Origin of the sequence: Arthrobacter stackebrandtii, from assembly GCF_017876675.1 — a bacterium.
Classification (GTDB): domain Bacteria; phylum Actinomycetota; class Actinomycetes; order Actinomycetales; family Micrococcaceae; genus Specibacter; species Specibacter stackebrandtii.
This window is the reverse complement of sequence record NZ_JAGIOI010000001.1, coordinates 2,922,382-2,935,113: the sequence shown is the minus strand read 5'-3', so window position 1 is coordinate 2,935,113 and position 12,732 is coordinate 2,922,382. Positions and strand designations below refer to the sequence as shown.

The window sequence follows — 12,732 nt, the reverse complement described above, 5'->3', positions numbered from 1 at the left end:
CGAACCGCAAATTCCGGGATGGCGCCGTAAGGTAGGCTGGCTACGCAATATATGTAAGGAGCATCTTGAAGAAACTCTGGGCCACATGCGCCCTGACAGCTGCATTGGTGACCGCGGTTTCCGGATGTACCGTCGTCGATGAAACAGTGAATGTGCAGGGTGCACCGCCCGCCTCGAGCGCGGCCCCGCAGGATTCAAACTACCCAACTGTCACCGGCGAGGTGGACACCAACCTCGTCATCACCGAACTCATGGGCAACAACAAGACTGTTACCACACGGCAGCTGGCCTGCTCCGGGGACACTGCCGTTGCACCCTCCAACATCCCCGACGCAGACGAGGCATGCGCCCTGATCGCCGGCTCCGCCAAACTCTTTGACAGCGAGCTCGTCCCCACGGACAACGATGCCTGCACCGACACCGGCAACGACATCATTGCGGACGTGTTCGGCGAGTCCAGGGGCGAGCACGTGCGGGTTTCCTTCCAGCGCAACAACCTGTGCAATGCCAGGGCGTGGGACAAGCTGATTCCGATCATAGGACGCGGCTAGAGGTGCCGTCCGCAGCTCCCGGCAAGGGCAGGACACTCTCCGCCGTCGGCCTGTCCTCCCTGGTTGCCGCAGCCTGCGGATACATTGTGCTCATCGTGGCCTCGCGCAGCCTGACACCAGCCGACAACGCAAACTTCCTCGCGTTCTGGGGTGTCCTGCTCGGCTTGTTCGGGGTCTTGACCGGCCTCATGACGGAAGCGACCCGGGCCGTGAAGTCACGGCGGATGATGCACCACGCGGCCGCCATGGCTGGAGCCCCGGTACTCCCCGTGTCCCTGCTGATCGGCGGGGCCGCCGCCCTCATCGTGGCCGTCACCAGCCCCTGGTGGATGCCGGTGCTGATTCCGGACGCGCCGGCCCTGCTGTGGCTGGGCATCGCCCTGGCCGTCCTGCTGTACTCCGGGCACATTGGGCTGGCCGGGGCGAGCGCAGGGCAGGAACGGTGGGGCACCTATTCGGGGCTGGCTGCCGCCGAAGCCGTCTTCAGGCTGCTGGTCATGGCCGTTGCCGCCTTCATCGGGGGCAGCCTGGCGGGGCTCGAGTATGCAGCACTGAGCGGAACACTCGTCTGGCTGTACTTCGCCGTCTTCTCCTCCGGCGGCCGCGCCGGCATGCGCGCCCGCGCCGATGTCGGCATGCTCCCCTACATGGTGCGCTGCCTCATGGCCATGGCCACGGCGGCGGCGACCGCCGTGCTGGTCACCGGCTTTCCCGCTGTTATCAAGATTGCGGCGGATCCGGCAGACTTTGCCTTGGCGGCCCCGCTGCTTCTGGCGGTTTCCCTGACCCGGGCACCCATCATGATTCCGCTGCAGGCCTTTCAGGGCGTTGTCATGACGGCGCTGATCCATTCCAGGGAGCCCGCCTACCGGGTGCTGGCCAAACCGTTTCTGGCAGTGGTTGCCCTTGGGCTTGTAGGTGCTGTGGCCGCTGCCCTGGTGGGGCCGTGGATCATGCTCATCTTCGGCCCGGACTACTCCGTCGACGGCTGGTTGCTCGGTGCCCTGACGCTGGCCGCAGCGTTCCTGGCCATCCTCACCCTGACTGGCACCACGGCCATGGCACAGGGCCGCCACGGACTGTACCTGGCCGGATGGGTGGCAGCAACCGCAGTCTCCGTCGGCATCTTGTTTGTGCCCGGCCCCTTGGACCTGGTGGTGGTTGCCAGCCTGTTTGCCGGACCGGCCGTTGGTGCGCTGGTCCATGGAATCGGTGTGTTGCGCCGCCAGCCGGCCCCTGCCCCGTCGACGTCGAAGGACCCAAGCGATGCCTAGTTCCCCCCAAGTCTCGATCATCATGCCGTGCTTCAACGCAGCGGCAACCGTGGAAAGGGCCATCTCCAGCGTCCTGGCCCAGACCTTCACCGACTTTGAGCTGTTCGTTGTCAACGACGCCTCGACGGACAACTCCGTGGAGCTCGTCAAGGCCCTGGGTGCCGCCACGGGCGACGCGCGGGTGACGCTGATTGACATGCCCCGCAATGTGGGACCCTCGGGTGTCCGCAACGAGGCACTGCGTGCAGCGACAGGGACCTTTGTTGCGTTTTTGGATTCCGACGACGAGTACCTCCCGGGCTTTCTCGCCCACCACGTCGGCGCGCTGGGCTCCGATTTCGACATTTCGATGGCCGGGCACGTCGTGGTCCGGCCCGACGGGAGCGAAAGCACCCGGCACAGTGCGTTCATTGGGCAATCCACGGGGCATGAGGCCGTGCGGGCCGCCATGTTGGATGAAATCCTGCCGTTCGCGTGGGACAAGGTCTACCGGCGCACCTTGTTCTCCGATGTCGCATTCCCCGAGGGTTCCACCAGGTTCGAGGACATGACGATCAACATCCTGCTCGACTCCCGGGCCCGAAAGGTCACCAGCTCGCCCGTCCCGCTGAACCGCTATTACATCTCGTCCGGTTCGCTGACCTGGGGCCGGATCCCGGCACGCAGCGACGCCGACCTGGCCCTGGCCGACCTCCACCAGCACCTGCCGCTGGAACTGCGAACCGGATCGTATGCCAAGCCCTACGCCACCATGCGCCTGCTCATCACCATGCTCACGGCCCAGAGCGCCATCATGAAATTGGCCGCCCAGCCGGCAGCGCAGGCCACGGTGGACGACTGCCGCCGGGCGCTCCGGCCCGCCTGGATTGCGGGTGCTGCCACAGTCAAGCCGAAGTTCGCAGCAGCGGCGCTGCTGCTCAAGGCGGCGCCTTCAACTTTCGCCAAAATTTACCTTAAGCACTCCGCGCAAAGCTATGGCCTGGAGTAGCTCCCCGGCCGGCGCGCGTGAGCCACGGCGCATGCCACGACCCCTGTCCCTGCCCCTGATTGGTATAGATTAGAGACCATGACCCCACCACTTCTAGAACGCGTTCTCGTCATCATGCCGGCGTGGAACGAGGGGCTCGCCGTCGGAAACACGGTGCGGGAAGTGCTCGCCCGGCCCGAGGGATACGACATCCTCGTGGTCAACGACGGCTCCACCGACAACACGGCCCAGGTGGCCGCGAACGCCGGCGCCACCGTGCTCCAGCTGCCGTTCAACCTGGGCGTGGGCGGGGCCATGCGGGCCGGTTTCAAGTACGCCCACCGGCTGAACTATGACGCCGTGATCCAGGTTGATGCCGACGGACAGCATGACCCGAAGGACATCGCCGTCGTGCTTGACGGGCTGGAAAACGCAGACATCTCCATCGGCGCCCGCTTTGCCGAAAAGGGGACCTACACGGTCAGCGGCCCCCGCAAGTGGGCCATGGTGTTCCTGGCCAGGACCATTTCCCGGCTGGCCGGAACACGGCTCACTGATGTGACCAGCGGGTTCCGTGCGGCCAACCGCCGGGGCATTGCCCAATACCTGGACCACTACCCTGCCGAATACCTCGGCGACACCATTGACTCGCTCGTGGTGGCCATCCGTTCCGGCTGCAAGGTCACCCAGGTCCCCGTGGAAATGCGCGTCCGGCAGGCCGGCACTCCCAGCCACAACCCGGCAAAGGCCGCCCTCTACCTGGGTCGGAGCATCTTTGCCTTTCTCTTCGCCATGACAAGGAAACCGTCCACAGTGGTCCACGCTGAAAGTGAAGTGGGGTGAACATGTCCGTCCTTGCCGCATTCATCCTCTCCCTCTTCATACTGTTCATAGTTTTTGACATGCTCCGGCGCAAGAAGATCCGTGAGAAGTACGCCGCCCTGTGGCTGCTGGTGGGCCTGGCCATGCTGGTGCTGGCGGTGTTCCCGCGCCTGCTGGAATTCGTGGCCGAGATACTGAACGTGCAGGTTCCCTCCAACCTGCTCTTCGCCATGAGCATCGTGCTCGCGCTGGGGGTCTGCCTGCACCTGTCGTGGGAGATCTCCGTGGTTGAAGATGAAACCCGCGTCCTGGCGGAGGAATCCGCCATCCTGCGGGCCCAGCTGACCGCGCTGGAAAGCCGCCTCGATTCCCTGGCCGGCGACACCGGCCCCGCACCGGTCCGCACAGAGGCCCCCACCGACGAATAGGCCGCACGGCCCAACCCCTGCCCCCAGGGGAGAAAGTGACACCCCACCATGCCCTTGGACATTTTCATCCCCTATTGGGGAGACCCCGGCTACATGAAGGAAACTGTCAACAGCGTCCTGGCACAAACCAGCGACGACTGGCTCCTGACGGTTGTTGACGACGCCTACGCGGACCTTGAGATCCAGAACTTCATGGCCGGCTTCAACGACCCCCGCATCAAGTACATCCGCAAGGAAGTAAACGGCGGCATCACCGCCAACTACCGCACCTGTGTGTCCCTGGCCACCGAAGAAGTCATGGTGATCCTCGGCTGCGACGACGTCATGCTGCCCAACTACGTTGAGACGATCCTGGCGGCCCACAAGCGCTTCCCCTCGGCGGCCATCATCCAGCCCGGCGTCCAGGTGATCGATGAAAACAGCGACGTCGTCAAGACCTTCGTCGACGTCGTCAAGCAGAAGGTCGTGCGCCCCCACGGCAACGGCCCCCAGTTGGTCTCAGGCGAGTCCATCGCCGCGAACCTGATGCACGGCGACTGGCTGTACTGGCCCGCCTTGGCCTTCCGCACGGACCGGATGCAGGCCGTGGACTTCCGCGACGGCTTCCCCATCATCCAGGACCTGGCCCTGATCATGGACATGATCTACGCCGGCGACCAGCTGCTGATCGAACCCACGGTCTGCTTCTCCTACCGCCGCCACTCCGAAAGCGCCTCGTCCTCGAAGCTCGTGGACGGTTCACGGTTTGTGGGCGAACGCGACTACTTCGCCGTCGCCGCCGGACAGGCACGTGAACTGGGCTGGACCAAGGCCGAGCGGGCCGCCAAGCTGCGCATCACCTCCCGCGCCCATGCCCTTGCGCTGGTGCCCAAGGCCCTGCTGGCCCGGGACACCAAGGCCGCCAAGACCCTGGCACGCCACGCCTTCGGGTCATAAGCCCTCCATCGCCGCCGTCATCCCCCAGTCAAGAAAGAACCCCACCATGCAGAACTCCCCCGAATCACGGACCGAGACCGTCCTCGTCACCGGCGGTGCAGGCTTCATTGGATGCGCCATCTCCGAGTCCCTGCTGCAATCCTTCAAGAGGGTTGTGGTTGTGGACAACCTGCACCCGCAGATCCACGAGAGCGGCGAGCGGCCCGCGGGCCTGGCAGCCGGCGTCGAACTGGTTGTTGGCGACATCACCGATGCTGCCGTCTGGGACGCCGTCCTGCCTGAGGTGAAGCCCGACGTCGTCATCCACCTTGCCGCTGAAACCGGCACCGGCCAGTCGCTTGAGGAAGCAACGCGCCACGCACACGTCAACGTGGTGGGCACCACCCAGCTGCTGGACGGCTTCCTCCGGAACAAGGCGCTCCCCCGCCGCATCGTGCTCACCTCCAGCCGCGCCGTGTACGGCGAGGGTGCCTGGCGCAATGCCGACGGCGCACTCTTCTACCCGGGCCAGCGCACCAGCGAGACCCTGGACCATTCCGAGTGGGACTTCCCTGGCGCCGAGCCCACGGCGATGAAGGCCTCTGAGGTGTTCCCTGCCCCTGTGAGTGTGTACGGCGCCACCAAGCTGGCACAGGAGAACATCCTGCTCGCCTGGGCCAAGTCCTACGGCGTGGAGAGCGCCATCCTGCGCCTGCAGAACGTCTACGGCCCCGGCCAGTCCCTCATCAACCCCTACACAGGCATCATGAGCCTTTTCTGCCGCATGGCCATGGGCGGGCGCTCCATCCCCCTCTACGAAGACGGCGAGGTGCGCCGCGACTTCATCCTGATCGACGACATCGCCTCCGCCGTGGTTGCCGCCGCCACCTCGGAGCAGGCGCCGGCCACCCCGCTGGACATCGGCTCCGGTGAATTCCAGACCATCGGCACGGCGGCTGCGACCATCGCGGCCCGCTACGGCGCCCCAGAACCGCACGTGACGGGCCAGTACCGCCAGGGCGACGTCCGGCACGCCTGGGCAGACATCACGGCAGCCCGTGAAGTCCTGGGCTGGGAACCGCGCTACAACCTGGAGCAGGGCATCGCCCGGCTGGCCGACTGGATCGATGTCCAGCCTGATGTAAAGCCCGCGTAGCGCCCAATCCCCCTCGAACGTACAGAAGATGCCAATGTTGCCCGCCAACATTGGCATCTTCTGTACGTTCGCGGTGATGTAAAGGGCATGACGCTGCGGATCCGGTGGCGCCGCCCAAAATGTTCCGGGTGCGGCGCTACTTCATGTCCCAGCCCGTGGCGGTGTGGAGTTCACGCTCGAAGATCGGTGTCATGGTCTTCAGGTAGCTGCTCGTCACGTGGTTGTCGTCCTTGTACACAATCACGTTGCCGATCACGGCCGGGCAGGTGGTGGCGTCGCAGAAGTAGTCGGTGAAATCCACAAAAGTGGTTTCCGGCAGCGACCCTGCCACCGCGTCCGTGGGCGGCACCGCGGCGAACAATTCGGACCGCACCGAGCCGCAGTCTGAGAGGTCCTCCGGGGACTCTTCGACGCATTCGGGTACGAGGTTTGCAAAGCGCGGAGTGTCCCGGATGGCCAGGACCGGGATCCCGGCTGTGTTGAGCGTTCCCACAGCGGCAACCCAGGACGGTTCCAGTACTTCCGGCTCGCCCTTTTCAGAACTCGTCAGGGTGCTGGTGGTCACCACGAGGTCGGGGTGCAAGGCAACGACTTCACTCATGGTGTCTTCGTTGAACTTCTGGCAACTCTCAGTGATGCCCGTGGACAAGTCGTCTCCGAGGGGGCAGAAACCCTTGGTGTACGAGTTCACGGACCAGTTGTTCTGTTTGGCGATGGCCAGCAACGGCGTGTTCCAGACATGGGCGTGGGAGCTGCCCAGGACCACCAGGGACTTCTCGCCGTCCTCGATCCCGTTGTTGCAGATGTTGAGCATCTCCTTGCCGTCGCTGCGGCACTTTCCCCCTTCGAACCGCGGCCACTCATCCGGCATGTCCAGCTGCGAGGGAACCAGCACCGCATCCGGACCTGTCCGGTCCACGTAGTCCGGCAGCAGGGAGATCGCGCCGGGGTTGTTGGGTGCCGCCTGCGACAGCACGGCCTGCCGGGCAGCCTCGTTGGCGGCGTTGAGCTGATGCTGCCAGGCAGCCAGGGGTGTCGCGACGAGGGCCACGCACACGAGGATGACGGTGACGGCGCGGCGGCGCTTTCGTTCGATCCAGGGGCTGCGGCGAATGGGTGCGTCAATGAATTTGGTGGCCAGGATGGCGGCGGCCACTGAGCCCAGGACAATCACCAGCCCGGGCACGAGGCCCGCCTGTTCGTTGCCCGAGACCACCAGGTAGAAAACCAGTGCGGGCCAGTGGAACAGGTAAAGGGCGTAGGAGCTGTCGCCGAGCTTGACCAGCGGCTTCAGGCTGAGCAGCCGGTCGGCGCCGAGGCGGCTGTCGGTGAAGCCGGCCACGATGATCGCTGCGGCTGCCAGGGTGGGCCAGAGCGCCATGTAGCCGGGGAACTGCTGGCCGACCTGCAGCACGATGCCGCAGGCGAACATGGCCACCAGGCCCGCCCAGCCGAGCACGATGCGGACGCCGCGGCCCAGCTTGAGGTAGGGCAGCAGCAGCGCCAGCAGCGATCCGAGGGCAAATTCCCACAGGCGGGCGCGTGTGTCAAAGTAGGCAAAGGCCTGGTGGGTGGCCGTGCTGGTGATGGAGAACGCCAGGGAACCGGCAAACACGGCACCAAACAGGGCAATCAGCACGGGGCGGATCCGCAGCCGGCACAGCTTGGCCAAAAGCGCGGCGACAGCGAAGAGCAGCGGCCACAGGATGAAGATCTGGCCCTGGATGGACAGCGACCAGAAGTGCTGCAGGGGGCTGGCGACGCTGTGCTGCGCCGCGTAGTAGTCAACGGACTCTGCGGCCAGGTACCAGTTTTGGTAGTAGAACAGCGATGCCCAGGCCTGGCCAAAGACGTCAGGCCAGCGCGACACCGGGAAGAAGAGCCACGCGGCGCCCAAGACGGCCAACAGTGTCACGGCGATCAGCGGCAGCAGGCGCTTGAAAAGGTGCACCCAGTACTTCAGGAGTTCAAGGGGCCGCCCCGCTTCCAGCCGCCGGGTGAACTGGCCGGTCAGCAGAAAGGCCGAGATCAGCAGGAAGATGTCCACGCCGCCGGATATGCGGCCGAACCAGACGTGGTAGGCCACCACCATGAGCACCGCGAGTGCACGCAGGCCCTGCACTTCCGGGAGGAACTTGCGTGTAGTCCGTGCCGGTGCCGGTGGCGGCGGCGGGGTGTCGGCGGCCGCGGGCCCGGCGGGGCGCAGCAGTGTGGCGCTGGAAGTCATGGATTTGGTACCTCAAGAAAACGACGTGATCGCTTTCTGCGCCACGATCCCCCAACCAGACAGAATACCTGTCATTGCGTCACAGGGGGACGCAATGCGATGCGGATCACACGCCAGGTGCGGCGTGCACCCCCACAGCGGGGACGTGCACGGCCTTGGCTTTCCCGCGTGTGCCCCGCACCCTGCGCATGACGGGACGTTCCACCAACAGCCAGCTTGCCGTGGCCAGCGGCACCGTCAGGATGGCCGCGATCACGCTGAACCAGAACAGTCCCAGCTCGTGAATGCCGAACACCGCAAGCAGCTGCTGGACGGCGAAGGCATAGATGTAGACGCCGTAGGAAATGTCGTTCTTCGCGATCAGGAGCGGCTGCCTGATCACCGTCGAGAGCCAAATGACGCCGTAGGTGACAAACAATGCCGATGCCTGCACGCCCCAGCGGGGCACTGTGGAACAAATGATGACGGCCACAACGAAGGCCAGGATTCCGGGGATCCAGTGGAAGCCAATCCGCTCCCGCCACATGAAAATGGTGGCCCCGCCAAGGAAGAAGGGCAGCAGCCGCAGCAGCAGTACAACATCAAAGTTGTCGTTGGTCAGCCGGCTGATGGTGTCGATGTTGGCCTGGGCGGCCACGGACAGCACAAACGCCGCGGTCATGGGCCAGCGGGATCGTTTCATGAAGGCGAAGCAGCCGAGTGCGGCAACGATCAGGTAGCAGATGAATTCGTAGTACAGGCTCCACAGGGAACCGTTCCAGGCACCCTCGTACGGGACGTTGGAAGGTGTCCCGGAAACATCGTAGAACCGCATTTCCAGGAAGGCGTTGGACCAGACAAAATTCAGGGGTGAGTGCCCGGCCGTCAGGAACCCGTCCAGCGTGCCGTTGGCCACGCGGTAGCCGATGGGTGCAAAGACGAAGGCCACCATGGCCAGGCAGACCCAGAACGCCGGCATGATGCGGGCCACGCGGTTCACGAGGTAGGGGCCCAGTGCGTTGGACCAGCGGCTGGAGGTGATGAGGTAGCCGCTGATGCCGAAGAATCCGGCAACGGCCCACCCGCCCACGGTCTCGCCAGCGAAGGCGAGTTCCCCGCCATGGCCTGTGAGCGGCCAGCTGTGGTGGACAAGCACCGCAAACGCCAGAAACAGTCGAATCATGTTCAGGCTGTTGTTGCGAACATCCAGCGCCGAACCAAACCACATACCGGCAGCGCCATTGCCTGCCACTTTTGCACGACCCAAGATTACCCAGCTCTTCCACTTAGCAATGTGGACGCCAGACACGCACGTTTCGCTGGTCCCCGGCCAGCGATGCTGCTGTTGCTCAGGGATGCCCGGCCCTTCCGTTTGCGTTCCTCCTTGGCAAACAGACATGATTGCTCTATGCGAGGAATAATACTTGCGGGCGGAACAGGCTCGAGACTGCATCCAATCACACATGGTATCAGCAAGCAGCTGGTGCCTGTTTATGACAAACCCATGATTTACTACCCGCTTTCCACGCTGATTTTGGCCGGAATCCGGGACATTCTGGTCGTTACCACGCCGCACGACGCCGAGCAGTTCCGGCGTCTGCTGGGCGACGGCTCCCAATTTGGCGTCTCCATTACGTATGTTAAGCAGGAATCCCCCGACGGACTGGCCCAGGCCTTCATCCTGGGCGAGGACCACATCGGTTCCGAAACCGTTGCCCTGGTGCTTGGCGACAACATCTTTTACGGCCCGGGCATGGGCACGCAGCTGCGCCGGCACGAAAACATTGACGGCGGCGCCGTGTTTGGCTATTGGGTCAAGGACCCCAAGTCCTACGGCGTTGTTGAATTCAACAACGCCGGCACCGCCATTTCCCTCGAGGAAAAGCCTGAATTCCCCAAGAGCCATTACGCAGTCCCCGGCTTGTACTTTTATGACAATGACGTGGTGGAAATTTCCAAGGCACTCAAGCCCTCGCCCCGCGGCGAACTGGAAATCACCGACGTCAACCGCACCTACCTGGAACGCGGCAAGCTGCAGGTGGAAATCCTGCCCCGCGGCACCGCCTGGCTGGACACCGGCACCTTCGAGGACCTGAACAATGCCTCCAACTTCATCCGCACGGTGGAAAGCCGCCAGGGCCTGAAGATTGGCGCACCAGAGGAGATTGCCTGGCGCCAGGGCTTCCTCAGCGACGACGAGCTGCGGCAGCGCGCCGAACCGCTGATGAAGAGCGGCTACGGGGCCTACCTGCTGGGCCTCCTGGAGTCCTAGACAGCCCTCCCAAACAAAAAAGTGCGACGGCGGGAGGCCACCTTCACATGGAAGGTGGCCTCCCGCCGTCGCACTTCTTTATGCCGGCCTTCAGCCCGGGACTGTCCAGCCCCTCGCTACCAGCAGGCGGTGACCTTGTAGAGCTTGGCGTTGGGGCCTTCCTGGTCCACCAGTTCCATGGACGTGGACCAGCCCAAGTCCATGAGCCCTCCCATGCCGGGCATGGTGCCGGTGACGGTCCGGGTGCTGAAGTCCAGCGCGTACTTCACATTGAGCTTCCGCACGGAATCGCACACCCAGGGGAACTCACCGGCGCTCTTGAGGCCGGCGTTGACAATGTCAACGTCCTCGCCGTGCGTGGTGAGGATGTGCGGCTGCAGGACTTCCCGGCCGGAGTATGCATAGGCGAGGGCGGCACCGGTGCTGGGCACTCCGGCGATGACGGCCCCGGGTTCCACCGTCCGGTCCAACCGCTTCAGGAGCGCCTCCTCGTCGGGGCTGAGCAGGGTCGAGGTGGCAGTGGCCTGGTAGTTGAAGTTGGCGTGGACCACAGCCCATGTCATGACCCCGTACTGGGTGCCGATGACCAGGGCCAGGATGCCGGCGGCGTAGGCGGGGATGCGCCATGGGGAGGCGGAGGCCGCGCCAAGGCCCTTCTTGCGGCGGTATGCGGACACGCGGGTGTGCACCCAGTCCCACAGGTAGGTGGCGCCGAGGGCTGCCGGGCCGATCATCGCCACCGGCAGCAGGGCCGCCAGTCGGTAGCTGTCGTAGTACCAGACGCCGGTCAGGAACCAGCGCGGGCTGAAGTCCAGCCCGGCCGCGTAGAAGAACAGGATGGCTGCGACGAGGAAGGTGCCCAGGAGCCACAGCTGCCGGCGGGTCACCAGGATGCGCACCAGCCCGGCCACCATGCAGACGGCGATGATGAGTGCCGCGGGCCGCTGCATGGCGCCGCCGAGGAAGATCTCCCCGATGACCTGCGGCGGGGTTTCCACGGCGCCCCAGCCGGCTGCACCGGGCGGCGGGCGGAACTTGCGCCAGACGAGGGCCAGGACCGCCACGGTGACAAATGCGGCACCGATGATAAGCCACAGCTTGCGGCGGCGTTCGGGTGTGTTGGCCGGCAGCAGCGGGGCCGTCAGGCCCCAGGCCCACAGGATGACGGCGGGGAGCACAAATGCCAGCAGCGCCATGAGCGTGCTGGGGTGGGCGACGGCCACGGCCGGCACGGCCACGAGCACCAAAAGCCAGGCCACGGGCGAGCTGGGGCGCCAGCCCCTGCCCAGGCCCATGGCGCTGAACACGAGGCCCAGCGCGGCCGGGAGCAGCGCAATGGAGAGCAGGTTTGGGTAGAGCACGCCCCAGTCGATCATCATCAGGGGGAAACCGGTGAAGCCCGCAACAAAGATCATGGCGGCGGCCGTGGCAACCAGGCGCCGGCCCGCGACCTGCTGCACCAGGTACAGCACGCCCAGGGGCCAGGCGATGGCGCCGATGGCGACGTTGGTGACACTGATCGCCACGGGGACGCTGGCGCCGGTGGCAACGGCCACGAGGCTGGTCATTGCATGCCAGGCCGACGGGTAGGCGCCAATGCCCGTGAAGGCACCGAGGTTCAGCGGCGAGGCGTTGCCGGAGTCGATCGCCCAGCGGACGGCGTTGAGGTGGAAGACGTTGTCAAACGTTTGGGAAATGTTGTCCGGCTCGCCGATCGCGCTTGCCACCTGCAGGGCTATGAGGGCACCCGCACCAAGAAGTCCGACGGCGGACACGAGCACCAGGGTGCGTGGCTCGGGCTGCCAATCGGGGTCGGGCCACCTGCGCGCCAGCAGCAGCTTGATGCCGAAGGCGACGGCTGCGAGGGCGAGGGCGCCGAGGCCGTAGCTGACGGGGTTCCACCGGATGCCCGCCATGGGAAGCACGAGCGAGAGCACACTGGCCATGGCCACGCTGAACAGCGGGGCGAGCAGCAGGGCGGCCAGGCCCCGGGCCCGTACGGCCAGTGAGAACACCAGGCCGGGCACGACCAGGATTGCCCCCGCCACCAAAATCAAGGGTAGAGCTTCCCACCAAGTCACCAATGCCACGCTTCCTTACTGCTACTTCTGCGGCCGGCCCGACAGGGCCGGCCGGACAAA

Annotated in this window: 11 protein-coding genes; 8 read left to right on the top strand and 3 right to left on the bottom strand. The window is 65.1% G+C overall.

What is annotated here, in order from left to right; all coding sequences use genetic code 11:
- The first annotated feature begins 65 nt into the window (after positions 1-65).
- From JOF48_RS12740 to JOF48_RS12710, 7 genes are all read left to right on the top strand, one after another.
- Entirely contained in the window at positions 66-551 is a 486-nt protein-coding gene (locus tag JOF48_RS12740) for a hypothetical protein (protein ID WP_209681250.1), read from the top strand.
- Between the two features lie 2 nt (positions 552-553).
- Positions 554-1,825 (top strand): polysaccharide biosynthesis protein, encoded by a 1,272-nt coding sequence (locus tag JOF48_RS12735; protein WP_209681248.1) that lies wholly within the window; start codon positions 554-556, stop codon positions 1,823-1,825.
- Complete coding sequence (locus JOF48_RS12730) at positions 1,818-2,813, top strand: glycosyltransferase family 2 protein (protein ID WP_209681247.1); 996 nt, start codon at positions 1,818-1,820, stop codon at positions 2,811-2,813. The genes JOF48_RS12735 and JOF48_RS12730 overlap by 8 nt, the downstream gene beginning before the upstream one ends.
- Before the next feature lie 78 nt (positions 2,814-2,891).
- Positions 2,892-3,635, top strand: coding sequence for a glycosyltransferase family 2 protein (locus JOF48_RS12725; protein ID WP_245346521.1), 744 nt, complete (start codon positions 2,892-2,894; stop codon positions 3,633-3,635).
- A gap of 2 nt (positions 3,636-3,637) precedes the next feature.
- Positions 3,638-4,042, top strand: a complete 405-nt coding sequence (locus JOF48_RS12720) for a DUF2304 domain-containing protein (RefSeq protein WP_209681245.1) — start codon at positions 3,638-3,640, stop codon at positions 4,040-4,042.
- 48 nt (positions 4,043-4,090) lie between these two features.
- The gene (locus tag JOF48_RS12715; protein WP_209681243.1) at positions 4,091-4,978 is read left to right on the top strand and encodes a glycosyltransferase family 2 protein; all 888 of its coding nucleotides are present in this window, start codon (positions 4,091-4,093) and stop codon (positions 4,976-4,978) included.
- Positions 4,979-5,024: 46 nt separating this feature from the next.
- Entirely contained in the window at positions 5,025-6,113 is a 1,089-nt protein-coding gene (locus tag JOF48_RS12710) for an NAD-dependent epimerase/dehydratase family protein (RefSeq protein WP_209681241.1), read from the top strand.
- A 136-nt stretch (positions 6,114-6,249) separates the two neighbouring features.
- On the opposite strand, the gene JOF48_RS12705 is transcribed toward JOF48_RS12710, so the two are convergent.
- Both JOF48_RS12705 and JOF48_RS12700 read right to left on the bottom strand, forming a co-directional pair.
- Positions 6,250-8,340, bottom strand: coding sequence for an acyltransferase family protein (locus JOF48_RS12705; RefSeq protein ID WP_209681239.1), 2,091 nt, complete (start codon positions 8,338-8,340; stop codon positions 6,250-6,252).
- Positions 8,341-8,446: 106 nt separating this feature from the next.
- Complete coding sequence (locus tag JOF48_RS12700; RefSeq protein ID WP_209681237.1) at positions 8,447-9,547, bottom strand: acyltransferase family protein; 1,101 nt, start codon at positions 9,545-9,547, stop codon at positions 8,447-8,449.
- Positions 9,548-9,727: 180 nt separating this feature from the next.
- Here JOF48_RS12700 and rfbA point away from each other — a divergent pair, with 180 nt between their 5' ends.
- Positions 9,728-10,591 (top strand): glucose-1-phosphate thymidylyltransferase RfbA, encoded by an 864-nt coding sequence (rfbA, locus tag JOF48_RS12695; protein WP_209681235.1) that lies wholly within the window; start codon positions 9,728-9,730, stop codon positions 10,589-10,591.
- Between the two features lie 116 nt (positions 10,592-10,707).
- Here rfbA and JOF48_RS12690 read toward each other — a convergent pair whose 3' ends face one another.
- Entirely contained in the window at positions 10,708-12,681 is a 1,974-nt protein-coding gene (locus JOF48_RS12690) for a DUF6541 family protein (RefSeq protein ID WP_209681225.1), read from the bottom strand.
- Positions 12,682-12,732: the final 51 nt, after the last annotated feature.